General features: G+C 63.9%; 21 protein-coding genes and 1 riboswitch. Of the genes, 13 read left to right on the forward strand and 8 right to left on the reverse strand.

What is annotated here, in order from left to right; genetic code table 11:
• The first annotated feature begins 12 nt into the window (after window positions 1-12).
• Both JO965_RS31385 and JO965_RS31390 read left to right on the forward strand, forming a co-directional pair.
• Window positions 13-1293 carry an ABC transporter substrate-binding protein gene (locus tag JO965_RS31385; RefSeq protein WP_203444793.1) on the forward strand — a complete coding sequence of 427 codons (1281 nt, stop codon included), beginning with the start codon at window positions 13-15 and terminating at the stop codon, window positions 1291-1293.
• A gap of 49 nt (window positions 1294-1342) precedes the next feature.
• Window positions 1343-3655 carry an alpha/beta fold hydrolase gene (locus JO965_RS31390; protein WP_203444794.1) on the forward strand — a complete coding sequence of 771 codons (2313 nt, stop codon included), beginning with the start codon at window positions 1343-1345 and terminating at the stop codon, window positions 3653-3655.
• Here JO965_RS31390 and JO965_RS31395 read toward each other — a convergent pair.
• Window positions 3624-3929 carry a hypothetical protein gene (locus JO965_RS31395; protein WP_203444795.1) on the reverse strand — a complete coding sequence of 102 codons (306 nt, stop codon included), beginning with the start codon at window positions 3927-3929 and terminating at the stop codon, window positions 3624-3626. The two genes, JO965_RS31390 and JO965_RS31395, sit on opposite strands and share 32 nt — an antisense overlap.
• A 188-nt stretch (window positions 3930-4117) precedes the next feature.
• Here JO965_RS31395 and JO965_RS31400 point away from each other — a divergent pair, with 188 nt between their 5' ends.
• The 10 genes from JO965_RS31400 to JO965_RS31445 all read left to right on the forward strand — a co-directional run bounded on the left by JO965_RS31400 (window position 4118) and on the right by JO965_RS31445 (window position 13083).
• On the forward strand, window positions 4118-5548 hold the full coding sequence (locus tag JO965_RS31400) for a Mur ligase family protein (protein WP_203444796.1): 1431 nt from the start codon (window positions 4118-4120) through the stop codon (window positions 5546-5548).
• Window positions 5549-5590: 42 nt separating this feature from the next.
• Window positions 5591-6379: a cyclopropane-fatty-acyl-phospholipid synthase family protein gene (locus tag JO965_RS31405; protein WP_203444797.1), complete on the forward strand. Its 789-nt coding sequence runs from the start codon at window positions 5591-5593 to the stop codon at window positions 6377-6379.
• Window positions 6380-6543: 164 nt separating this feature from the next.
• Window positions 6544-6939, forward strand: coding sequence for a phosphonate C-P lyase system protein PhnG (gene phnG, locus JO965_RS31410; protein WP_203444798.1), 396 nt, complete (start codon window positions 6544-6546; stop codon window positions 6937-6939).
• Between the two features lie 5 nt (window positions 6940-6944).
• Window positions 6945-7544, forward strand: a complete 600-nt coding sequence (phnH, locus tag JO965_RS31415) for a phosphonate C-P lyase system protein PhnH (RefSeq protein WP_203444799.1) — start codon at window positions 6945-6947, stop codon at window positions 7542-7544.
• Window positions 7545-7548: 4 nt separating this feature from the next.
• Window positions 7549-8658, forward strand: a complete 1110-nt coding sequence (locus tag JO965_RS31420) for a carbon-phosphorus lyase complex subunit PhnI (RefSeq protein WP_203444800.1) — start codon at window positions 7549-7551, stop codon at window positions 8656-8658.
• Window positions 8655-9527, forward strand: a complete 873-nt coding sequence (locus JO965_RS31425) for an alpha-D-ribose 1-methylphosphonate 5-phosphate C-P-lyase PhnJ (protein WP_305846604.1) — start codon at window positions 8655-8657, stop codon at window positions 9525-9527. Before JO965_RS31420 ends, JO965_RS31425 begins: the two co-directional genes overlap by 4 nt.
• Before the next feature lie 45 nt (window positions 9528-9572).
• Window positions 9573-10733 (forward strand): alpha-D-ribose 1-methylphosphonate 5-triphosphate diphosphatase, encoded by a 1161-nt coding sequence (locus tag JO965_RS31430; protein WP_203444801.1) that lies wholly within the window; start codon window positions 9573-9575, stop codon window positions 10731-10733.
• Window positions 10681-11613 carry a phosphonate C-P lyase system protein PhnK gene (gene phnK / locus JO965_RS31435; protein WP_203444802.1) on the forward strand — a complete coding sequence of 311 codons (933 nt, stop codon included), beginning with the start codon at window positions 10681-10683 and terminating at the stop codon, window positions 11611-11613. Before JO965_RS31430 ends, phnK begins: the two co-directional genes overlap by 53 nt.
• Window positions 11614-11629: 16 nt before the next feature.
• Window positions 11630-12370, forward strand: coding sequence for a phosphonate C-P lyase system protein PhnL (gene phnL / locus JO965_RS31440; RefSeq protein WP_203444803.1), 741 nt, complete (start codon window positions 11630-11632; stop codon window positions 12368-12370).
• Entirely contained in the window at window positions 12370-13083 is a 714-nt protein-coding gene (locus JO965_RS31445; RefSeq protein WP_203444804.1) for a DUF1045 domain-containing protein, read from the forward strand. Before phnL ends, JO965_RS31445 begins: the two co-directional genes overlap by 1 nt.
• Before the next feature lie 159 nt (window positions 13084-13242).
• On the opposite strand, the gene JO965_RS31450 is transcribed toward JO965_RS31445, so the two are convergent.
• The 7 genes from JO965_RS31450 to JO965_RS31480 form a co-directional block, all read right to left on the reverse strand.
• Window positions 13243-13635, reverse strand: coding sequence for a methyltransferase domain-containing protein (locus JO965_RS31450; protein ID WP_203444805.1), 393 nt, complete (start codon window positions 13633-13635; stop codon window positions 13243-13245).
• 11 nt (window positions 13636-13646) lie between these two features.
• Window positions 13647-14408 carry an ABC transporter ATP-binding protein gene (locus JO965_RS31455; RefSeq protein ID WP_203444806.1) on the reverse strand — a complete coding sequence of 254 codons (762 nt, stop codon included), beginning with the start codon at window positions 14406-14408 and terminating at the stop codon, window positions 13647-13649.
• Window positions 14405-15331, reverse strand: coding sequence for a FecCD family ABC transporter permease (locus JO965_RS31460; protein WP_371826963.1), 927 nt, complete (start codon window positions 15329-15331; stop codon window positions 14405-14407). The genes JO965_RS31455 and JO965_RS31460 overlap by 4 nt, the downstream gene beginning before the upstream one ends.
• A 101-nt stretch (window positions 15332-15432) precedes the next feature.
• Complete coding sequence (locus tag JO965_RS31465; protein ID WP_203444808.1) at window positions 15433-16434, reverse strand: ABC transporter substrate-binding protein; 1002 nt, start codon at window positions 16432-16434, stop codon at window positions 15433-15435.
• A 141-nt stretch (window positions 16435-16575) separates the two neighbouring features.
• Window positions 16576-16775, reverse strand: a riboswitch (cobalamin riboswitch).
• Window positions 16776-17202: 427 nt separating this feature from the next.
• Window positions 17203-17898 (reverse strand): 4'-phosphopantetheinyl transferase superfamily protein, encoded by a 696-nt coding sequence (locus tag JO965_RS31470; protein ID WP_203444809.1) that lies wholly within the window; start codon window positions 17896-17898, stop codon window positions 17203-17205.
• Window positions 17895-21884 (reverse strand): non-ribosomal peptide synthetase, encoded by a 3990-nt coding sequence (locus JO965_RS31475; RefSeq protein WP_203444810.1) that lies wholly within the window; start codon window positions 21882-21884, stop codon window positions 17895-17897. Before JO965_RS31475 ends, JO965_RS31470 begins: the two co-directional genes overlap by 4 nt.
• Window positions 21881-22120: an MbtH family NRPS accessory protein gene (locus JO965_RS31480; RefSeq protein WP_246776975.1), complete on the reverse strand. Its 240-nt coding sequence runs from the start codon at window positions 22118-22120 to the stop codon at window positions 21881-21883. Before JO965_RS31480 ends, JO965_RS31475 begins: the two co-directional genes overlap by 4 nt.
• Before the next feature lie 171 nt (window positions 22121-22291).
• On the opposite strand from JO965_RS31480, the gene JO965_RS31485 reads away from it, so the two are divergent.
• Window positions 22292-23332 carry a GNAT family N-acetyltransferase gene (locus JO965_RS31485; RefSeq protein WP_203444811.1) on the forward strand — a complete coding sequence of 347 codons (1041 nt, stop codon included), beginning with the start codon at window positions 22292-22294 and terminating at the stop codon, window positions 23330-23332.
• Window positions 23333-23369: the final 37 nt, after the last annotated feature.

A 23369-nucleotide genomic window follows, 5' to 3' on the forward strand; every position in this document is an offset into this window, starting at 1 on the left:
AGGAAGTCAGTCATGCAGATGAAGCGAAGAACCTTAATGGCGGCCGCGATCTTTGGCATCGCCGCGGCGTCGGTCAATGCGATGAGCGCGCAGGCGAGCGAGAAGGTAAGCCTCACGATTTCGTTCTCATATGGCCCGTACAGCGAGCTATTTGATGCGCTGGCCCGCAAGTTCGAAGAAACACATCCGAACGTGAAGATCACGACGCTTCAGCCGATCAACGGCACCCATGAGGAGCATCTTCAGCAAGTCTTGCGGGCCGCGGTGACCGGCGGGCTGCCCGATGTGTCGTTCCAGGGCAACCATCTCCTCCCGATTCTCGTGCAGCGGGGCCTGCCTGTGCCGCTCGATCCCCTGATCAAACAAGATCCCGACTTTGCGTCGCTTGGCCTCACCGAGGGCGCGAAGTCTGTGGGCCGCATTGCTGGCGCCACATACGGCCTTGGCTTTCAGTCGTCAGCTCCGGCAATCTTCTACAATTCAGACCTGCTCACAAAGGCAGGTGGTGATCCGGAAAAATTGCCAAAGACCTGGCCGGAGATCGTTGACCTCGCCAAGCGCATCAAGGCTCAGAACCCCGAAGCGATGGGGGGCTATTTCGACTACGCGTCGAGCGGCGCATTCACCTTCCAGGCCATCATCCGTGGCCTGGGTGGCGAAATGATGAAGCCTGACAACAAGACGATCGCGTTCAACGGCCCGGAAGGCCTTCATGCAATGAAACTGCTGAAGCAGTTCGTAACCGGTGGCGGCATGAGGGACATGTCGCGTGACCAGGCCTATCAGGCGTTCGGCGCCGGCACCATCGGGGTCATGCCCGCGGCGAGCTCCAATCTGTCCCAGTTCGAGAAGCTTTCCGGCGGTCGTTTCCAGGTCTTGGTCGGCCCGTGGCCGATTGCCGCCAATGGCAAGCTTCCGACCGGTGGACGGACGGCCGTTATCTTTACCCGCGATCCGGCCAAGCAGGCCGCCGCCTGGGACTATCTCAAGTTCGTTACGGGGCCGGAAGGGCAAACGATGATGGTGAAGTTTACGGGCAGCCTGCCGAACAACGAGAAGGCGATCAAGGATCCTGCTCTGCTCGGTAAATTCTATCAGGAGAACCCGAACCAGTTCGCCACGACCCAGCAATTGTCCGATCTCGGCGACTGGTACACGTTCCCCGGGGATAATGCCGTCAAGATCAACACCGCGATCAATGACGACCTGCAGAGCGTGGTGTCTCTCAAGCTGGAGCCGGACGCCGCCCTCGACAAGATGGTGAAGGACGTTCAAGCGCTGCTTCCCCGTTAAGTCGGCCTCGGACGCAAACCTCGGACGCAAACCAAGAAGAAGAAGTCACTTGCCAACCATCAAGCTATCGCGCGCGGAGCTCTTTTATGAGCTCCGCGGCCAAGGCCCGATCATGTGCCACCTGCACGGCGGCACACTCGGCAGACACCACTTTGCATTGCTGAGCCCGATCCTGGCCGAGCGATTTCAGGTTCTGGATTTCGATCTTCGCGGTGTTGGTGACAGTGCTTCGGACCCGATGCCCGACGGCCTGAGCGACTGGGCGGATGATACTCTGGAACTGCTGAATGCGCTTGGACTGGATCGGGTGAGCCTTCATGGGTCGTCGGCCGGGGGACTCGTCGCCCTGGAGTTCGCGGCCAAGTATCCAGACCGGGTGGATCATCTGATATTGAGTTGCATCCATGCCCGGCCTGATAACGCCGATCGTCTCCGAAGACGCATCCGCGCGGCGCTGACGGATGGCGCCGACCCGGAGGCTCTCCTCGCCTGGTATACGTTCATGTTCTTTTCACGCGGGTATCTTGAATCTGCCCATTCGGTTGAAGGCCGATCGCTGCTGCGCCGGATGATGGACACAATGCAGGCCGCGCAGTCTCTGGCGCCGAGCGGCGGACCTCGAACGGACACGGATATGACCGCTCTGTTGCAGCGGATTTCGAGTCCAACACTCGTGATCGCGGGTTCGCAGGACATCACGATCCCGCTGAACGGGGGACTATCCGGCGTAGGTCCTCGACAAATGGCACGCGAGTTGAGCGGCCACCTCGAGGTCATTGATGCCGGTCATCTGGCGCTTGTTGAGCGTCCGCACGACGTTGCGGAGGTGATCACGCGCTGGATCGACGGCAATTTTCCTGCCGCAGCACACCGACGAAATCACGAGCCGCTTGCCGGTGACGAGAAACTCAACAAGGAGGGTATACGACACATGCTCGACCAATCTCCATTCGCCTGGCTCGCAAACCAACGCGTCCTGGTCGATGGACTCAGCGACGATGCCTGTGGGCTCGCGGATTTCCTGTTGCAGCGAGCACGCAAGGTCAGCGTACTCGGAACGAACCAACACGAGCATGCTGCTTCCCGCGTGGCGAAACTGAAATCCGCGGGAGCGACGTTCATTGAGCGCGACGAAAGCAAGGTAACAGAATTCGGCGACGCGGATACACTATTCGTCGATCTCTTCACGTCTCCGCGCTCGGCCTTGGTCCAAGAGGCACGGGACAGAGGTTTGAGGCTCTCGAGTCTTGCCGAGGTGATCGTCAGTTCGGGGCGAGGCCGAACGATCGGCGTGACCGGATCGGCGGGAAAGACGACGACGACCTATCTGATCAGCGCCGTTCTTCGGGCAGCCGGATTTGCCACGCGCGCCTCAACGGACGATCGTTTCACGCCCTCGGGACCGGGCCATGCAATGCTCGCATCGCTACCGTCGCTTCGTGACGAAGCCTGGCGGGTCGTCGAACTGACCAGCCATCATCTCGAATATGTCAGCACGAGTCCGCACATCGCAGTCGTCACGAACCTCTTTGCCGACCATCAGGACTGGCATGGTTCCTTCGATGCATACAAAGTTGCAAAAATGCGCCTGCTGTCCTTCCAGAACAGTGGCGACGTCGCAGTGCTGAACTATGACGATCAAACAATCCGGTCGGAGTTCGCGCCGATCGTCAAGGGGCGTACGTTATTCTACAGCATAAGCGATGCAGTCGATGCGGACGTGCTCGTCTCCGATGGCACGATTATGGTTCGAACTGCGCAAGGGTTGCGCGAACTCTGCACGGTCGACGACCTTTCGATGCCGCGGCACCACATTTCGAATGCCCTGGCAGCGGCTGCTGCAGGCGTCGCCGCGGGAGCAAGCCTTGAAAGCATTGCGAGCGCTTTGCGCGCGTTTGCTGGTCTTCCGCAGCGAGGGCAGGTGGCCGGGCATGTCGGTTCGGTCGCTATCCACGACGATACGATCGCGCTCAACCCGAAAAAGGCGCTCTTGGGGCTGGAAGCCTTCGCATTCGATGACGTGGTCGTCGTGTCCGGCGGGGCAACGGTCTCCCCGGGCGGGGAGCAGCGCGTCAGCAGCGATCTGGAGAAGGCTGATCTTCAGCTCTACTGCCGCGAGCTTGGTCGCAAGGCGAAGGCGGTTGTCCTTTACGGTGACGGTGGGGAAGCCATTCGCAAGATGCTCGCGACCGAGGGGCAGAAGCGCTTGACCGTCGATGTCGCACCAGACTTCGAAGCTGCTTTGGCTCAGGCGATAGCGCAGGCGGATCCAAACAGTCGGGTCCTGGTTGCGCCGGTGTTCTATAACCGACCGGCCGATTTGAAGCACATCATCGAACGAGCCGTTCAGCCGCAGAGCTGACGCTCAAAGAACCACCGTCATCGAGAAGCGAAGAGAAATAGCGATGACTGACGCGACCGACGTTATCCGCAAGCGAAGGAATGGGCGCCGCGGCAATGACGAAGACGGAAAACCTTCCGGACAGCAGGTCGAAATCTGTCTTATGCGGCCGATCACATTCCAGGGCCGGCTGGATCGCGCCGGTTTCGACGTCCTGGCTGTCGCCGGGAACGCCGCGCTCGAAGAAACGGGTCTCGACGGGCAAAGGCTCTGGGTGGTGGCTCGGCGGCGCCATCCGCCGTCAAGATCGCACTTTTGCGGAGAGGTTGCCCGACTCAGGGCGGAGAAAAGGACAGACCAGAAAGCCCGTCGTCTGCAAATCGTTGTCGGGATGTCCTGTTTGAGGCGGTAGGCACTCGGACCTGTGAACAATGGAATAGTGGTCTCCCGCGATGAACAACAATCCCATCGGAAAGTAGGAAAATGCCGGACCGATCAAAGTTTGACTGGCTTGAGACGCAAAGCGTCTTGGTCGATGGATTGAGCGACGACGCCTCGGGACTCACTGATTTCCTCATGCAAAGCGCACGGAAAGTCAGCGTCCTTGCCTCAGATCAACACCGGCGGGAGCCATCCCGGATCGCCAATCTGATTGCCGCGGGAGCAACGCTGATCGACCGGCACGAAGGCAAGGAGCCGGATTTCGGCGACGCGGAGACGATGTTCGTCGATCTGTTTACATCTCCGCGCTCGGCCTTGGTCGACAAGGCACGAAAGCGGAATGTGACGCTCTCGAGCCTGGCTGAGGTGATCGTCAAATCCCGGCCAGACAGGACGATCGGCGTCACCGGGTCGGCAGGAAAGACGACCACCACCTATTTGATTAGCGCCGTTCTTCGGGCCGCCGGAATGTCCGTGCGGGCCTCAACGGACGATCGCTTCACGCCGTCGGGGCCTGGCCACGCCATGCTTGCGTCGTTGACGAGCCTCAGTGACGACACCTGGCGGGTCGTCGAGCTGACGAGCCATCATCTCGAATACGTCAGCACAAGCCCACACATCGCCGTCGTTACCAACCTATTCGCAGATCATCAGGATTGGCACGGCTCCTTCGATGCCTATTGCGACGCCAAAATGCGGCTACTGTCTTTTCAGAGCGATCACGACGTTGCCGTGCTGAACTACGACAACGAAGTTGTCAGGACGCGTTTCGCTCCGATCGCCAAGGGGCGGACGGTCTTCTACAGCATGACCAACGTTCCTGCGGCCGATGTCTTCGTGTCGAATGGTTCAATCATGGTTCGCTCCGGCGAAGGCATGACCAACGTGTGCGCCGCGAGCGACCTTTCGATGCCTCGCCACCACGTTCCAAACGCTTTGGCCGCAACCGCCGCAGGCATTGCGGTGGGGGCAAGCCTCGAAAACATCGCGAGCGCTTTGCGAGCGTTCGCTGGACTTCCACAACGAGGTCTGGTCGTCGGAAAGGTTGGCGGAGTCGCTGTCCATGACGACACAATCGCGCTCAGTCCGAAAAAAGCGCTCTCAGGGCTGGAAGCTTTTGCATTCGACGATGTTGTCGTCGTTTCCGGTGGGGCTTTGGTCGCACCCGGCGGGGAGCTATGCGTCAGCAGCGAGCTGGAGAAGGCAGATGTCCAGCTTTACTGCGCCGAGCTCGGTCGCAAGGCGAAAGCGGTTGTCCTGTACGGCGACGGCGGGCAAGTCATTCTTGAGATGCTGAGAGGTGAACCGCAGGCGCGTCTGACGATTGATGTCGCACCAGACTTCGAAGCTGCTTTGGCTCAGGCTGTCTTGCACGCGCAGCCAAACGGTCGGGTTCTGGTTGCACCGCTCTTCTACAACCTCCCGGCTCATCTCAAGCACGTCATCGATCGAGCCATTCAGCCGGTGAGCTGACGCTCGTTCGCCAACCGGTTTCACCATCACATGAGAATATCGATGAGTGCACGCAAGGACTTGGCTTCAGCATTCGAGAGCGCGCCGGGCATGATCTACCGGAGCGCAGCCTGGTACGACCAGCTTTATCCTCAAGCCATGGAATGGGCGCAGCAAAGCCTCCAGATCGTAACGGCACATGCCGATGGTCACCTTGAAAAGGTGCTCGACATCGGCTGCGGTACGGGACGAGCACTTGACCTATTCCAGCGAAATGGGGCAAGTGCATGGGGCGTGGATATATTGCCGATCATGGTGGCGGCGTCCGAGGCGCGCTGCCCCGCCGCCCACGTTTCGCTTGGCGATATGCGCAGTCTTGCGCTGGACGAGATCTTCGACGCTGTCATATCGCTTGGATCCGTCTTCGCGCATGCCCTTACCGACGCCGACGTGCAGGCGACGCTCGGCACGATCGCCCGACTGACCCGGCCAGGAGGGTTGCTGGTGATTCACGTCTTGAACGCCGCCGCGGTCCTGGCAGGCGCCGTCAAACCGGAAGACCTATCGGTGAGTGCACGGGCGGACGACGGCGTCTACCTCGGCGAAGCGACTGGAAGGATTCAACGGCGAAATTCACGCCTCGTCCTGACGCGAATATGGCGCCGAGATGGGACGCCGGTCTCGGAAGAGCAAGTCGAGATCCGGCTTATGATGCCCATCGAATTCCAAGGCTGGCTGGATCGCGCCGGATTCGACGTCCTGGCTATCGCCGACAACGCCGCGCTCGAAGAAACGAATCTTGACGGGCAAAGGCTCTGGGTGGTGGCGCGGCGTCGCTCCTCGCAAAGATAGGCGCTTCGCAGAGAATTTCCCTCTTCAGGGGCGCGAAAAAGGACAGACCACGAAGCCCGTAGTCTGGAAATCGTTGCCGGGCTGTGCCGCTCGAGGCGGTAGGGTCCCGGGCATGGGAGCAATCGAACAGTGGGTAGAGTGCAATGACAACCAGAAGCGAACGGATGACGTTGCTTGCCGCGTCGGACCCTGCTGAGCTCGACAGGCATTGGAAGGAGTTCGAGTGCCATCCGTCCCTGACATGGACAAGGCGTCCGCAGGTGGGGGCAATCGCCGTCAGGGGGCGCGCCAGCCGCACCGGTTGTCTCTTCGAGCTTGGCGAAATGACGGTGACGCGGTGCGCGGTCGAGGTCGACGGGGTGAAGGGCTACGCTTACGTTGCCGGCCGTAACAAGCGACACGCAGCGATAGCGGCCGTTTTCGATGCGCTGGCCGAGAGTGATGGACGGAATCGATCGCAGATTGAGGGTATTCTGGCCGATTTGCGAGCACGGCTCGACTGTCGCCGGGCCGCGAAGATCGCCCAGGCGAATACGAGCGCAATCATTCTTCAGGAGTAGGAATATTGGCTTCTGATATCACTGCAACCACGGTGGCGTCCTGGGATGACGACCACTCCGAGAACCGTGGCTTCCGGGCCATTCTGCGGGCGATGAGCAGACCGGGTGTCCCGGTGCCAGTCGGCGATTCGAACGTGATCGAAAGCGGCCAACTGCCGTCGGCGATCAGGTGTGTCGCCAGATGCCTTGTCGACGTCGGCAGTTCCGTGTGGATGGATGCGGCCCTGCATTCGTCCCAGGCGAGAGACTTTCTTGCCCTGACGTGCGGAGCGACAATCGTCGATGACCCTGCCGCAGCGGCGTTTGCCTTGATCGGAGCGCCGGCCGACATGCCGCCGATCAGTCGGTTTGAGGCCGGCGAGCCGGACTATCCCGATCGCTCGACGACGCTGGTGATCTGTGTGCCCGACCTGATCGGCGGGCCCGCGGTGACGCTGACGGGACCCGGCATCCAGACGACCGTGACGATCGAGCCCGCGGGCCTCCCCCCGTGGTTCTGGCCGGCGTGGGACGACAATACGAAGATATTTCCTCGTGGCGTAGACATCTTTCTTACCGACGGCGTGAGCCTCGTCGGCCTACCGCGCACGTCCAGGCGGAGCTGAGACAATGCATATGAAACAAAGTGGCGAAGACGCCATTAAGGCATCACACCGCCTGCTGGCGGCGAAACGCCGGGGAGACCCTCAGATTCCGGAGCTTTCAGTCGACCAGATAGCCCAGCAGATGAGCCTTGCGGTCGATCGTGTGATGGTCGAGGGAGGATTGTACGACAGACCGCTCGCAGCTCTGGCGATCAAGCAGGCACAAGGCGACGTGGTGGAGGCTGCATCCCTGATGCGGGCCACGCGCGCGACGCTTGAACGCTTCGGCGCAAGTGAACCCGTCGATCCGGGCGGGATGACCGTTCAACGCCGGATTTCGACGACGCACCAGGACGTCCCGGGCGGGCAAATTCTCGGCCCGACCTACGACTATACGCACCGGCTGCTCGACTTCGACACGCCGGGACCTGAAGCACTGGACGACGGTGCCGACGACCTGGCCCCCTCGGCGGAGGCCTCTTCCGACCTGTCGTTGGGTGCTCACTCTGTGACCGGCAGCGATTTCGTTGAAGTCGAGCGAGACGAACCGGACGTCAGCGGCGAGGCAGATCAGACCGGCGCTAAGCGCCGAGGATCATCCAATCGGGCGGAGCGCTTGCGAAAGCTTGCGAACGGCGACGAAGGATTCCTTCTGGGTGTCGCCTATTCGAGCATGAGAGGGTACGGCGACACACACGGCTTGATCGGTGAAATACGCTACGGCGATGTGATGGTTGAGTTGACCGTCCCCGAGCTGGGCATCGTCGTTGGTGTCGGAGAGATCGAACTGACCGAGTGCCAGACACTGCATCCATTCCTTGGAAGCAGGGACAAGGCGCCGGAGTTCTCCCGCGGTTATGGTCTGGCGTTCGGGCAGGCGGAACGCAAGGCAATCTCGATGGCGATCGTCGACCGGGCTCTGCGCGGCGAGGAATTCGAGGAAGAGGTAAAGTATCCCGTTCAGGACGAAGCGTTTGTCCTGCCTCATGCAGACGGCGTCAGCTCATCAGGCGTCGTTCAGGTGCTGAAGCTTCCTCACTACGTTCATTTTCAAGGGCACCTGCAAGAACTGGAGGCCCTTCGGACTCGCCAGCAGCAGCAGAATCTCGCGCCAAGGGAGGAGATGTCAAAGTGACCATCGACCCAATCCCCCCTTTCGCCGAGGAGGTTGGCACCAACTTCGCCTATCTCGACCCGCGGACCAAGCGTAGCATCCGTCGGGCCATCCTGAAGGCTGTTGCAATCCCAGGCTATCAGGTTCCGTTCGAAAGTCGCGAGATGCCGATGCCCCCCGGCTGGGGAACAGGAGGCCTGCAGGTCACCGCAAGCCTGCTGACTCCGGATGATACCCTGAAGGTGATCGATCAGGGGGCTGACGACGCGACAAACGCCATCACGATCCGGGCTTTCTTCTCCAAGGCGTCCGGCGTGCCGATGACGGAGCGGACGGAAGATGCGACGATTATCCAGACGCGTCATCGCATTCCCGAAACGCCTTTGAATGAAGACCAGATTCTTGTGCTGCAGGTCCCTCAGCCCGAGCCCTTTCGGCGTCTTGTCCCCAGCGAAAAGGAGACGCGCAAGATCCACGCCCTTGGAAACTACGGCCTGATGTCCGTCTTGCTCTACGAGAACATTGCGAGGCTCGGCCGCGTTGCCATTGCCTATGACTATCCGGTCAAGGTGCATGATCGATACGTAGCATCGCCTTCGCCCATTCCAACGTTCGACAACCCGAAGCTCGATAACAGCCCGGCCTTGGCGATTTTTGGGGCGGGCCGTGAAAAGCGAATTTATGCGATCCCTCCCTTCACGAAGGTCAAAAGCCTGGAATTCGACGACTACGCCTTCACGACTCAAAGTTGGCAGGCGGAATGTTCTATCTGCGGGTCCTCAAACACCTATTTGGATCAGGTGGGTCAGGGCCCGGAAGGGAAAGCGCGCTACGTCTGCTCCGATACCTATTATTGCAAGAGCCATGCGAGTGCGCGTGAGCAGGGCTGACTGCATCTCAAACCATTCGAACCACAGCAACCAAGAGCCATACAGATGTCGCTTCCAATGCCGATCGCCGATCAGGACGCTTATCTCGAATTCACGAATGCCCGCATCGTCACCCAGACCGACATCGTCCATGGCACGCTTCGCGTCGACGGAGAAACCATCGTGTCGGTCGGACCAGGGAGTTCAGCTTCCTCTGCGGCCATCGACTGCAATGGCGACTATCTGCTTCCCGGACTGATCGACGTTCATACGGATCATATCGAGAAGCATGCTGTCCCGCGGCCACGCGTCTTCTGGCCCACGACGTCTGCGATCCTGAACTACGATGCGGCGATCATCTCGGCCGGCGTGACGACCGTCTTTGATTCGCTGTGTGTCGGGGCTGCCGGCAAGCCGTTTCGCAAGCGCATCCTTCCGGATCTCATCCAGGGACTGCACGCGACCGGCGCCGCTGGCCTGCTGAAGGCGGAGCATTTTCTTCATCTTCGGTGCGATCTCTTTGATCCCGATCTCGAACAGGATCTCGAAAGATTCATTGATAACCCTTCGCTTCGCTTCATGACGCTCATGGACGACAGCGCGCCGCGCCGGTCGGACGACTATTACCGCCGCGTGCAGCGAGAACGCGGGGTGACTGACGCCGAAGAGATCGAAAACCGTCTCCGGACAAGTCATGCTAACGATCCCGCCACGGCTGCGCGGGTCCGGCCATGGATCGTCGAATTAGCCAGAGAGCGCGGCATTGTGGTCGCCAATCACGATGACTCTTCTGTCGAACATATCAGGGAGGCGGTCGAACTGGGACTATCGCTTCTTGAGTTCGCCATTACCGACGAAGCGGCTAACGCCGCACAGGCGGCTGGCATGACGGTGATCGCTGGCGCCTCCAACGTCGTGAATGGCGGCTCGCATTTTGGCGGCGTGTCTGCAGAAGATCTCGTCAGGCGTCGAATCGCCTCCATTCTTTGCTCCGACTACGTCCCGGCCAGCTTGCTTCAAGCCGTATTCCGCATCGCCGGGAATGACGGCGGCCCGTCCTTGCCGGAAGCGGTTGCGCTCGTTTCCGCCAATCCGGCAAAAGCGTTTGGGCTTGAAGACCGGGGTGCACTATCGGCAGGCAAACGTGCCGATATCGTCCGGGTGTCGACCTTTGATGGCGCACCCGTCGTTAGCTCCGTCTGGCGGCAAGGGCGGCGGGTTCTCTAGCGATCACCGAAGCGTAGTTTGGCCTTGCGCCGCCCGAACAGAGGAACAAGAATTGCGAGTAGCAGCCGAAAATCGCGATCTGACGCCGATCGGCGATGCCCCACCGGGGCACCGCCCCCTCTTGCAGGTGAACCGCGTCACGAGGCTTTATCCAAACGGCCTCGGCTGTCGAGATATCTCATTTGTCGTGCATCCTGGCGAGGTGGTTGGGATCGTCGGAGAGAGCGGGTCCGGCAAGTCGACCCTGCTCTCCTGCATCTCCGGGCGTGCTCCAGCGGACTGCGGTTCGGTGGTTTATGACATGGACAGCGCTGGGCCCACAAACATCTTCGATCTGTCGGAGGTCGAGCGGGAGCGACTTGCGCTGACGGAATGGGGTATCATTCATCAAAATCCGCGTGACGGGGTGCGCATGGACGTCAGTGCCGGTGGGAACATCGGCGAACGCCAGATGAGCCTTGGTCTTCGACATTATGGCAAGATCCGGCAACAAGCCTACGAGTGGCTCGAAAAAGTGGAGATTGATCTCGCTCGGATTGACGACACCCCAAAGACGTTCTCGGGCGGGATGCAGCAGCGCCTGCAGATTGCCCGAAATCTGGTAACCCGTCCAAGGCTGGTCTTCATGGATGAACCGACGGGTGGTCTCGATATCTCAGTCCAAGCTCGCATCGTGGATTTACTCCGGGCACTGGTTCGGGAACTGCGGCTTGCCGCGATCATCGTTACCCACGACCTGCCAATGGTCCGGTTGTTAGCGGATCGCCTGCTTGTCATGCAGGGCGGTGCCATCATTGAAGAGGGCCTGACGGATCAAGTGCTCGACGATCCGCATCACCCCTATACCCAATTGCTCGTTTCCTCTCTTCCTCGAGCGTAGAGTCCGGAGTGCCCTGATGTCCATCCGTCTCAACGCTCGTGATCTCTCGAAGAGTTTCGTACTGCACACTCAGGGAGGTGTTGTCCTTCCGGTGTTCAAGAACATCAGTCTTTCGGTGGCAAGCGGCGAGTGCGTCTGCCTGCACGGCCCGTCCGGGGCCGGCAAGTCGACGCTGCTGCGCTCGCTGTATGCCAACTACAAGCCGGATGCCGGCCAGATCCTGATCGAGCATCGGGGCGAGACCGTCGACCTCTTGGCCGCCGAGCCCTGGGAGGTGGTGGAGATCCGCCGCCGCACGATCGGCTATGTCAGCCAGTTCCTGCGTGTCATCCCGCGCGTCGCCGCCCTCGACGTCGTCGCCGAGCCAGCCATTGCCAACGGCATGCCGGCCGAGGAGGCGAAGGCGCGCGCCCGAACCCTGCTCACGCGGCTGCGCATCCCTGAGCGTCTCTGGTCGTTGGCGCCCGCCACCTTCTCGGGCGGTGAGCAGCAGCGTGTCAACATCGCCCGCGGCTTCATCGTCGACTATCCGGTGCTCCTGCTCGACGAGCCGACCGCCTCGCTCGACGCCGCCAACCGGCAGACCGTGGTGGCCCTGATCACCGAGGCCAAGGCGCGCGGGACCGCCGTCGTCGGCATCTTCCACGACGCGGAGGTGCGCGAGGCCGTCGCTGACCGGCTTTTTGAGATCGGCATTCAAGCGGTCCCCAGGGCTGTGCCGGCGGTCGCGATGGCGGAGGCGGAGGCGGGCGCCTGATGCCCGAACCTTGCAGCTCTCGCTATGCCATTTACTACACACCGGCTCGGGACCATCCGCTGACCGCGACGGCGAGTTCATGGCTCGGCCGCGATGCCTTCGCGCCTAGTGCCGGGAGCGGGATGGCCGCCCTCGCATTCACGTCCGAGCCGCGCCGCTACGGTTTCCACGCCACGCTCAAGGCGCCCTTCCGGTTGCGCGGCGGCGCCTCGGTCGCGGATCTGGAACGGGCGCTCGGCCAGTTTGCGGCGTCACGGCCGCCGTGCCCGGTCGGGCCTTTGAGGATCGATCGGCTCGGCGGCTTCTTCGCGCTCGTTCCCGCCAGTTCGACCCCGTCCTTGCGGGGTTTGGCGGCGCAGATCGTGGAAGAGTTCGACGGTTTCCGGGCACCGATGAATGCATCGGAACTGCAACGGCGGCTGCGAACTCCGCTCGATGAGACCGAGACCGCCCATCTCGTGCAATGGGGCTACCCTTATGTGCGCGATCGCTTCCGGTTTCATCTGACGCTGACCGACCGCGTGCCCGCAGACGACCACGCCGGGATCAGACAGCGTCTGGAAACCGTCTTCCAACCGTATCTGTCCGAGGCTTACCGCATCGATACCCTGCCCCTATTCGTGCAGGAGCACGATCAGGCCGATTTCATGGTCCGCTCGCAGTTCGCCTTCCACAGCGGCGCGGTGGCCGCAGCGGCGCTCGGCGGCCCATGATGGCGCCGCGGGGACGACTGATCCTGGTCGTCGGGCCAAGTGGCGCCGGCGAGGACCATGAACCGCTCGACTGTGACGCGTTCCAGCGGCGGGTTCGCGAAGGGGCCTTCGCGCTGCATTGGCAGGCCCATGGCCTGTCCTACGGTCTCCCCTCGGCCATCAACGCGTGGCTCGAGCGCGGCGATGTCGTCGTCGCCAACGGCTCGCGGGCTGTTCCGTCCGAAGCGCGACGGCGGTATCGCAGGTCAGGAACGTGATTTGGGCTTTCGCAGCTTGAGCCTTGCGCCGCGCCCTGGCCATCATCGCCTCGGTAAAGTCCAATCCGGTGATATTGAAGCCAAGTTCATGCATCAGCATGGTCATGACTCCGGTACCGCAGGCGAGATCGAGCGCTTTGCGCCCGTCCCCATCCCCGAGGTGCGCGATGATCAGCCGCTTCCAGGCATCCATCTCCTCGAGCTTCGCGATCCCATGCCCGGGACTGAGATCGTAGGTCTCGGCCCGGATGGTCCAGTACTCGCGGATGTCGTCCTTCACCGACCAGTTCTGCATGGGCTCGATTCCTACATGACGAACTGGATGTGGGGTCGGCCGTGATGCTCCGACGTCGACAGATGGGCGCGGACACCGAAGACGGTGGCGATCAGATCCTCCGTCAGGATCTCTGCCGGCGTGCCGGATGCAACGAGATGCCCCTCGGCCAGGACGGCGATGGCATCGCAGAAGCGAGCGGCCAGGTTGAGATCGTGGATCGCCACGATCGTCGTCAGCGGCAGATCGGCGACCAGCCGCAGCAGTTCGATCTGGTGCTGGATGTCGAGGTGATTGGTCGGCTCATCGAGGATGAGGATGGAAGGCGATTGGGCCAGTGCCCTGGCGAGCTGCACGCGCTGGCGCTCACCGCCGGACAGCGTATGCCATGCCTGCTCGCGCCGATCCTCGAGGCCGACATGCGCCAGCGCCTCTGTGACGATCCGGTCGTCCTCGTCCGTCCATGGCGACAGCGCGGAGCGGTGCGGCGTGCGCCCGAGACGTACGACGTCCATGACGCTGACGTTGGCCTCGGTCGTCGAATGCTGCTCGACCACGGCCACCCGGCGGGCCAACTCTCGTCGACCGAAGCCCGCGATCGACCTGCCCTCGAGGACGACCTCGCCCGCGGCAGGCGCCCTCAGACCGGCCAGGAGCCGGATCAAGGACGACTTCCCGGAGCCGTTCGGGCCGATGAGCCCAAGGGTATGACCCGGCTCGACGGATACGGTGACATCGTCGACGATCACCTTCCGTCCGGCCAGCCAGCGGACGGCATTGGCTCCGAGGATCATGCAGCCCTCCTCAGGCGATACAGGATGACGGAGAAGAACGGCACCCCGACGAGCGCCGTCACGACGCCGATCGGCAGCACCTGCGGCGCAATGATGATGCGCGAGACGATGTCGGCCAGCACCATGAACAGGGCCCCGACGAGCGCGCAGGCCGGCAGCAGCCGGATGTGCCCGGGGCCAACGACGAAGCGGGCGGCATGCGGGATGACGAGGCCGACGAAGCCGATCGCGCCCACCATGCTGACCATGGTCGCCGTCATCAGGGCCGTGAACAGCAGCAGCACGAGGCGCACCCGTCGCACCGCGATGCCCAGCGACCGGGCGGCATCCTCGCCGAAGGTGAAGGCATCGAGCGCGCGCGCATGCCAGATGCAGACGGCAAGGCCGATGGCCACCACGCAGGCCGAGAGTGTCACCTCCGGCCAGCGGACGCCGGCGAAGCTGCCGAGCATCCAGAACATCACGCTGCGCGCCTGTTCGGCATTGGCCGACGTCGAGACGATGTACGAGGTGAGTGCATTGAAGAGCTGGGACGCTGCCACGCCCGCCAGGATCGTCCGGTCCGCGGTCTGGCGGCCGCTGGACAGGAAGACGACGAAGGCGAAGGCTGCCAGCGCCCCGGCGAAGGCGCCCATGGACAGCGAGACGGTACCCGCACCAAGCCCGAGCAGCATGACGCTCACCGCCCCCGTCGAGGCGCCCGCCGAGATGCCGAGCACGTAGGGTTCGGCCAGCGGGTTGCGCAGCAGCGATTGCAGGATCGCGCCGGACAGCGCCAGCCCTGCACCGCAGAAGGCCGCCACCAGGGATCGCGACAGGCGATAGTCCCAGATGACCGCTTCCTGGATGCGCGGCAGCGCAGTGCTGGTCAGGCCCAGGCGATTGGTCACGGCCGCAAAGATGGTGTCCATCGGGATCGTCATCTCGCCGATCGATACGCCCGCGGCGATCGCAACGAGAAGGGCCGCCAGCACCGCGCCGACGCTTGCGATGCCGACCACCCATGTCCTGGGGCGGAAGCGCCTCACTTGAGGAGCCCGAACTGCTCCAGGGCACTCGCAACCGTCTCAAGCCCCGTAATCGTGCGGATCGTCGGGTTCATGGCCTGCGCATCCATCTCGACGATGCGGCCCTTCTCGACGGCGTCGAGCTTACTGACGACCGGATCGGTGGTGAGAAACCTCTTCTTCACAAGAGGGTCGTCCGCGCCTTGCGTGCGGCGGTCCATGGTGCCGATCACGATCACGGTCGGATTGGCCGAGGCGATCGTCTCCCAGCCGACCAGCGGCCATTCCTTCTCGGAATCGATGATGTTGCGCGCGCCGATCACCTTGGTGATGTAGCCGGAGGCGCCGTTCTTCCCGGCCACCCAGGCATCGCCGGCGACATCGGGCGACGAGAACCAGTAGACGAGGCTGACGTCCCTGGCCTTGTCGGCCACCCGCTTCCCGACGGCTCCCTCACGCTCCTTGAGCTGCGCGATGAGAGCCTGCCCGCGGTCGGCCACGTCGAAGATGCGCGAGAGTTCGTCGATCTCCTGGTAGAGCAGATCCATGGTCAGCATCTGCTTGCGGGTGCCGTCCGAGCGCGTGTTGTCGGTGACAGCACAATCGGTCGGCGAGATGTAGCTCGGCACGCCGAGGTCGAGGAACTGCTGGCGCGTTCCGACGCGTCCTTGCGGGCCGACCGAGGTCAGGAACTGGGCGGCGATGAAGTCGGGCTGGCGCGCGACCACGGCCTCGAAGTTCGGCGCATTGTTGGCGATCCGCTGCACCTTTGCGTTGTCCGCCGTAAGCGCGGGCAGCACGGGCGAGACCCAGATCGCGCTGCCGGCCATGCGGTCGGCAAGGCCCAGCATCAGCATGATCTCGGTGCTGTTCTGCCCGAGCCCAACTGCTCTTTGCGGGGCTTTCTCGATGCTGACCTTGGCGCCGCAGTTCTCAAGCGTCAGCGGGTAGCTGGTCGGCGCGGCTAATGCGGCGACGGGAAGGGTGGCGAGGATGGATGCGATCAGGGCGAGCTTCATGTCCTGTCCTTTCAGGTGACACGGCGATGCCGGGATGAAAGGCAGGACAAAGCGGGGCCGAAGAACCGTCCCTCATCGATATGGCGTGCGACACGGTCGCTGGCGTCATCATCGTTCCCCTGCCGGAACCCCTCGTCCGGTGCTGGTTGGTCTCGCCACGGCAGGTCTCCTGACTTGCGGCTCGGACGCCTTCCCGTCTCCTTCCCGATCCGCTGGGGATCAGTGGCCTTGACGCGAGGCTTGCCGCTTACAGTTGCGAGGGCAGTCGCGGAATTGGCCTGAAGGCCTCACCGCGTTCCCTTTTCATCTGCGAATGCAGAACCGTAGCCCACCCGTGATAGGAAACCCGGCGAGGCTTGTCCAGCAATCATCCGCGAGAAAGCCGGATTTCGTGGAGCGGCGGGGGGGTGAAATCGATGGCGGGCAGACCAGGATTTTCGATCGGGCCACCGTGAGGCGGGTGACTTGCTTCTCGCGCACCAAAAGACCCTGCGCCGCTAGATCTAGCGATTCGACCCATCGCCGGAGCAGGGAGCACGCCCTCAGATATAGTTCCGGTAATCCGTGCTGACCGTCTGCCCTTCCTTGACCACCGATGAGGCTGTCGAGGCGTGGCGGCCAACCGCTGACAAGGAGGTTGCCTTCTCGTAACGGTTTGCACGTCAGGTGGAACCGACAACCTCCTCAGTGTCACGTGAAGCGCCCGAATGGCCGTCCAAATCGTCCAGTTCTGTCATGAAGTGCAACTCGACCGTCGTCTGTTGAAGACTATCCGCATAACGCCCAAGACGATGGGTCCCACCAGGCGCAGGCGCCCCATCGGCCATCGCCAATCAAACGTGTCGATTGTGCGCGCGGGGCGAAATCCGAGGTCACGACACTCTGCGAAAGACCCTTGCCCGTCATCTTGGCGTAGGCTTCAAGCTGACACCAGCGCTCCAGCACGAACTGGCGGCGGTCGTGCGGCCCGAGCCCTGCCATGCGCTGCCGCTCCTCGGGCGCAAGGAACTCGGCAGCCAGCAGGTCCCAGTCGATCGCCGGATCGTCGCGCTCTACGTCGACGCCGACGCGGGCATTCAGACCGATGGCGAGGGCCACCCAATCGTCGTCATGGGCGAGGCTGATGTCGATACTATCCGCCTCGAGCACCAGCGGCCGTCCGGTCGGCTCGCGCCCAAACCGAAGGGCGGCCGCATGGACATCGAGCAACCGCGCCACCAGCAGCCGCTTCAAGCCATGCGCGGCCGCGCGAACGCGGCGGTCGGTTTCGCGCTGTTGCCGGGCGATGGATCGACGCTCGTCGTGCGACAGCAGCGACTCGATGTCCGGATAGGCGCCGAGCACGTGCTGATGCGCGACGAAGACCGCGACACAGGCCGGTTCTGCACGCCTCCTCCGACGGAGGTCGTCGCAGGCGCCATCGAGATCCAGCGCGCCGACCGCCACCGTGACGGACACCCTCATCCCACGTCACGTCGATCAGCATGCATCGCAAGGCTGTCGCGAAAACTGTCATGGAAGGCACGGGCGCCGATGATGTCGAGATGGGTCGTGCCTGGCACGATCTCGACCCGCTCGACCCGCTGCGAATAGCGGCGCCAATCGATGACATTCAGCCCCTTGCGCAGGGAATCCTCCGCCACCCAGGCCTGAACCGGAACGTCGAGCGGGGTCATGCGATAGCGCCGGAAGACCAGCGCATTCTCCATCAGCACCCAGAACAGATGCTCACGACTGCCGGGATCGGGGCCGTCCAGGGGCAGGTCTTCCTTGGCGTCGCGGATGTAGCAGAGGAAGCGGGTGTGGCTGTCGTGGTCCATGCGCGCGATGAGCCGCTGCCATTCCGCCTGCATCGTGCTGCGCGGCAACCAGTTCGCCAGCCGCACCAGCAGCGCGCGGCGGTCGGCGTCGGCCAGCGTCATCACCGAATCCGGCGCGAAGGCGGCGTCGAGAGCACAGACGTCGAGCATGCCGACGAAGCGGACATCGACGCTGCCGCGCAGCAGGCGCGCCGCCTCGAACGCCAGAATGCCGCCCCAGGACCAGCCGACCAGCACGCACGATTGACCCCGGCTGCGCTGCCTGATCTCGTCGGCATAGCGGGCCGCTAGGTCCTCGACACCCGGCGAAGCATCGGTGCCATCGGTCAGCGAATGGCAGATGAAGCCCACGGCCGGCTGCCGCGGGCCGAGATGGTCGACGAGTCGCTGATACTCGCGCGTGCTGACGAGCAGGCCGGGGAAGCAATAGAGCGTCGGCTGGTCGCCGGTCTGGCGCAGATGCACGATGTGATGCGTCTGGTCCCGGGCCTGTCCGAGCACCGCGGCCAGGTCTTCGATGCGGGGATGATTGAAGAGATCGGCGATGGCGACCTTGAGCTCGGGCCGGCGGCGGCCGAGTGCGCTCACCACCCGCAAGGCTTTGAGGGAATCGCCGCCGATCTCGAAGAAATTCTGATCGATGCCGATGACCGGCTGCTTCAGCACCTCCTGCCAGATCTCCGCCAGGTCGCGTTCGAGGGCGCTGCGTGGCGGTTTCAGGTCCTCGGCCGCCAAGGACGGTGCCGGCAGGGCGGCGCGGTCGATCTTGCCGTTGGACGTGGTGGGGAAGCGGTCGAGCGCCACGATGACGGCCGGCACCATGTAGTCGGGCAGCACCGCGGCGAGCCCGCGGCGGAGCGCCGTGGGATCGATCGTGGCGCCCGGCGCTGGCGCGACGTAGCCGACAAGCCGGGGGCCACCCTCGTCCTGGCGCAGCAGCACCACCGCCTCACCGACGCTGGCATGGGCCATGAGCCGGGCCTCGATCTCCCCGGGTTCGATGCGAAAGCCGCGCAGCTTCACCTGATGATCACGCCGGCCGAGATACTCGACGATGCCGTCGGGACGCCAGCGGGCGAGGTCGCCGGTGCGGTACATGCGGGCGCCCTCGCCGAAGAACGGATCGGGCAGGAATCGTTCCGCCGTCGCTTGCGGATGACCGAGATAGCCCCGCCCCAGACCCTCGCCGCCGAGATAAAGTTCGCCGATCACGCCGATCGGCACCGGATGGAGGTCGTCGTCGAGCACGTAGGCCCGCCGTGCGCCGACCGCCCGGCCGATCGGCGCATAAGCGGTCTCAAAGGACGTCGTTTGGTCCGCCTTCCAGACCATGGGCGAGATCACGGTTTCGGTCGGGCCATAGCCGTTGATCAGCAGCCGCGGCCGCAGGCTGCGCTTGACCAGCTCGAACGTCTCCCTCGGCATGGCCTCGCCGCCGAAGGAGCAGAGGTCGAGCGTCGGCGGGGCGCCGGCACGCTCCGCATATTCGGCGAGCTGCAACAGATAGCTCGGCGGGAAGCCGGCATGGGTCACGCCGTGGCGCAGCATCGCGGCGTGGGTTTCTTCCACACTCCACAGATCGGCGTCGCGCATGACGATACTGCCGCCGAAGGCGAGCGGCGTCATCCAGCGCTCCTGGCCGCCGTCGAATCCGAACGACAGCACATGCAACTCGCGCGAATCCGGGCCCATTTCGTAGAGCAGGCCGGTCGCCTGGCAATGCATGCTGAGCGGCCCATGCGCCACCTCGACACCCTTGGGCCGGCCGGTCGAGCCTGAGGTGTAGATAACATAGGCGCGCTGGTCGGGATGGATCGGGACATCGGGTGCGGCGTCGGGCTCGCCGGACAGATCGAGAGCATCGAGATCGAAGATGTCGACGCCGGGCAACTCCGGCAGTTGGGCCGCCGAGCGGTGGTCGGTCAGGAGGAGCACGACGCCCGCATTGCCGAGCACCCAGGCAATGCGATCGGCTGGATGCGACGGATCGACGGGCACGAAGCTGGCGCCGGCCTTCATCACCGCCAGCAAGGCCACAATCACCCGGGGCGACCGGACCATGGCGATGCCGATCCGCACCTCCGCCAGCGCGCCCCGCCGCAACAGGCGATGGGCGAGCCGGTTGGCGGCGCGATCGAGCGCGCCGAAGCTCAGGGCCTCGTGACCGCAGATCACCGCCACGGCATCGGGCCGGGCGCGCGCCTGGGCTGCGATGAGCTGATGCACGAGGCGCGGATCGTTGCCTTCGGCATCGGGCCAGGGGGCAGACAGGGGCTCGAGGTCCGCCGGCGACAGCAGCGCGAAGGCGGCCAGTCGCGTGTCCGGGTCGGCCAAGGCCGTGCGCAGGAGGACACGAAAATGCTGCGCCATCCGCGCAATGCGGCCGGCACTGAACAGATCGCGCGCATAGCGAAGCCTGGCCTCGAAGCCGCCGTCGCGGCGCGTGGTCACGGTCAGGCAGAGCTCGGCCGGCAGACGATCGCTGCAACGCTCGATCGCCGTGACGGTCAGTCCGCCGGCCCGATGCGGCAACGGCGCCTGGACATGATGCTCAAACAGCACTTGCGGCCTGAGCCGGGCGGTGTCGACAGTCGTCATGCCCGCCGCAATCTGCTCCAGCGACGCCGCGGGCTGCGCCACCCCCTCGCGGCGGGCACGGTGAACGGCGTGGACGAGCGCCACGAAGCTGTCGCGGCCATCGACCCGCAGGGCAAAGGGAACGATGTGGGCGAGCGGGCCGACGATGTCGTGCCATGCCCTGCACCGATTGGGCGCCAGAAGGCCAACCTGAAAGGCGGATGGGGCGCCGTAGCGGCGCAGCAGCAACGTCAACACTGCGAGAACAACATCGTCGGCCTCGACGCCGAGGGCACGGGACATCGCCGTGAGGGCGACGACGTCGGCCGCTTCGAGGTCAAGATCGAGGCTCGCGCCGTCATGGCCCCGCTGAGCGCGGCGCGGCCCGTCTATGGGCAGGTCCGGGCCGTTGCAGGCGTCGCCCAGCGTCTGTCGGAGGTGTTGGAGGTGCCGTTCACCGTCCGGCGAGGCGAACCACGCCGTCGCTTCGCCGAGATAGGCGCCAAAGGGGCGAGCCTGCGACTGCGCGCCGCCGCCGCCATCGCGCACGGCCTCATAACAGGCCATCAGATCGCGCAGCAGGATGTCACCGGAGGCGTCATCGCTGGCGATCCGATGGCAGGTCAGCAGCAGCATATGGTCGTCCGCCGCGCGGCGCAGCAGACGGGCCCGACAGAGTGGGCCGGCGTCGAGGTCGAAGCCCTGCCGCAACTCCTGTGCCGAAATCGCCGCCACCTGCTGGCCCTGCTCCTCGGGGGACAGGCCCGTCAGATCGTCGATGCCGAGCGCGACAACCACCTGATCCACGACCACTGGCTCCAGCTCGCCCCAGGAACGGCGCACGAGGCGCGTGCGCAATGCCTCGTGCCGGGCCGTCACGGCGGCGAGCGCCGCCTCCAAAGCGTCGAGGTCGAGCGCGCCGGACAGCTGAAGGCCGAGGCCGAGATGGTTTAGGCTGTCGGCGCCGCCGAGCTGGTTCAGAAACCACAAGCGGCGCTGTTCGTCGGACACCGGTAGAACGACGGCAGCGGGATCGGCCACGCGCGGCGTCATCGGGCGAGGCTCCGCAGCGCCTGGCGCAGGGGCACGGGCCGCATGTCGCGCCAGCGTTGCGCCACTTCGGCCAGGCAGGCCGCTTTGTCCCCTTCGAAGCCCGTGTCCTGCCAGCCTGGGGGCACGCCCCGCTCCCGCGGCCAGATCGCATGCTCGCCCCGCGGGTTCATCACCACGCGGAACAGCGCGCCTTCGTCGTCCAAAGCCATGTCTGATACCTTTCGTGGTGGGTTCAAGGACTGTTCGCAGCGAGGACGAGCGGCCGCACGAGACTTTCAGCTCAAGAGGGATGCAAAACTTGCATATCGCTTATGCGAAAACAGCGGCGCTTCCGGTCGTCTTAAGGGGCGAGGAGCTGCGAGCAGCACATCGCCACGCTCCCCTTTTCGAAAGGCGTCCGCGTGCACATGCATGTCAAAACTCGTCCAACAACACAGCGCAGCGAACTCACGTCGCGCTCCGGCCCGCGCGCCACGGTGGCGGGCGTGACCGTGGCGGTGCCTGGCGCCTCCGGCGCAACGCTGAGTTTTCGCCTGACCGTCGAGCCGAACCTGCGCCTGGAGCGGCCGGGCGCGGTGTCATCCGAGGCGCTGTTCGAGCCGCTCTGCGCCGCGGCAGAGGCCTTGTTCGTCGCCTATCCGCGTCACCCCTCCATTGCCTTGGCGGGTGAGGGCTGGCCAGAGGAGTTGCTGCGCGCGGGCATCGTGGTCCGTGACGACACCGGTGTCCCCATGCTGCGCCGCGAGGGCTTTTGGCAGCAGGCCGAACGCTGGCTGATCGAACCCCGACCGGCCTTTCCGCAGATCCCGGTGCTGTCCGGCGACCGCTGCCATCCCCTGCGACCGCCGAAGCCGGCCGGGACGGTTTACGCCCGCCATATCCCGTGGCTGGACCAGGAGTTCTCGTTGCGCGTCGCGACGCTCGACGACGATCTCGATGCCCTGCATCGCTGGATGAACGATCCCCGCGTCGCCCAGGTCTGGGGCGAGGCGGGCGATCGGGAGGCGCATCATCGCTATCTCGGCGGCATTGTCGCCGATCCGCATATGATCCCGCTGATCGGGGCCTTCGACGGTGTGCCCTTCGCTTATTTCGAGATCTATTGGGCCAAGGAGAACCGGCTCGGGCCACATTACGATGCGCAGGACCATGACCGCGGCTGGCATGTGCTGGTGGGGGAGGAGGCCTATCGCGGCCGGCGCTGGCTCACCGCCTGGCTGCCGTCGCTGATGCATTATCTGTTCCTCGACGACGCCCGCACCCAGCGCATCGTCGGCGAACCGCGGTGCGATCACCGGCAGCAGCTTCGTAATCTGGAGCGCTCCGGCTTCGCCTATCTCAAGACCGTGACCTTTCCCCACAAGCGCGCCGCGCTGGTGATGCTGCTGCGCGAGCGGTTCTTCGGCGACGGTCTGATCAACCCCGCTCCCGACGAAGCCGCCGCCTGAGCCCCTTTCCCGTCGTCCCGCATCGTTGAGCCAGGTG

It is taken from the genome of Microvirga sp. VF16 (genome assembly GCF_016864375.1).
GTDB lineage: Bacteria > Pseudomonadota > Alphaproteobacteria > Rhizobiales > Beijerinckiaceae > Microvirga.

Bases quoted from the DNA above. Each gene is read 5' to 3' on its own strand.
- JO965_RS31385 (WP_203444793.1), top strand. From the start codon at position 13: ATGCAGATGAAGCGAAGAACCTTAATGGCGGCCGCGATCTTTGGCATC.
- JO965_RS31395 (WP_203444795.1), bottom strand. From the start codon at position 3,929: ATGGCGCCGCCGAGCCACCACCCAGAGCCTTTGCCCGTCGAGACCCGT.
- JO965_RS31400 (WP_203444796.1), top strand. From the start codon at position 4,118: ATGCCGGACCGATCAAAGTTTGACTGGCTTGAGACGCAAAGCGTCTTG.
- JO965_RS31405 (WP_203444797.1), top strand. From the start codon at position 5,591: ATGAGTGCACGCAAGGACTTGGCTTCAGCATTCGAGAGCGCGCCGGGC.
- phnG (WP_203444798.1), top strand. From the start codon at position 6,544: ATGACGTTGCTTGCCGCGTCGGACCCTGCTGAGCTCGACAGGCATTGG.
- JO965_RS31420 (WP_203444800.1), top strand. From the start codon at position 7,549: ATGCATATGAAACAAAGTGGCGAAGACGCCATTAAGGCATCACACCGC.
- JO965_RS31430 (WP_203444801.1), top strand. From the start codon at position 9,573: ATGTCGCTTCCAATGCCGATCGCCGATCAGGACGCTTATCTCGAATTC.
- phnK (WP_203444802.1), top strand. From the start codon at position 10,681: ATGGCGCACCCGTCGTTAGCTCCGTCTGGCGGCAAGGGCGGCGGGTTC.
- phnL (WP_203444803.1), top strand. From the start codon at position 11,630: ATGTCCATCCGTCTCAACGCTCGTGATCTCTCGAAGAGTTTCGTACTG.
- JO965_RS31445 (WP_203444804.1), top strand. From the start codon at position 12,370: ATGCCCGAACCTTGCAGCTCTCGCTATGCCATTTACTACACACCGGCT.
- JO965_RS31450 (WP_203444805.1), bottom strand. From the start codon at position 13,635: ATGCAGAACTGGTCGGTGAAGGACGACATCCGCGAGTACTGGACCATC.
- JO965_RS31455 (WP_203444806.1), bottom strand. From the start codon at position 14,408: ATGATCCTCGGAGCCAATGCCGTCCGCTGGCTGGCCGGACGGAAGGTG.
- JO965_RS31460 (WP_371826963.1), bottom strand. From the start codon at position 15,331: ATGACGATCCCGATGGACACCATCTTTGCGGCCGTGACCAATCGCCTG.
- JO965_RS31465 (WP_203444808.1), bottom strand. From the start codon at position 16,434: ATGAAGCTCGCCCTGATCGCATCCATCCTCGCCACCCTTCCCGTCGCC.
- JO965_RS31470 (WP_203444809.1), bottom strand. From the start codon at position 17,898: ATGAGGGTGTCCGTCACGGTGGCGGTCGGCGCGCTGGATCTCGATGGC.
- JO965_RS31475 (WP_203444810.1), bottom strand. From the start codon at position 21,884: ATGACGCCGCGCGTGGCCGATCCCGCTGCCGTCGTTCTACCGGTGTCC.
- JO965_RS31485 (WP_203444811.1), top strand. From the start codon at position 22,292: ATGCATGTCAAAACTCGTCCAACAACACAGCGCAGCGAACTCACGTCG.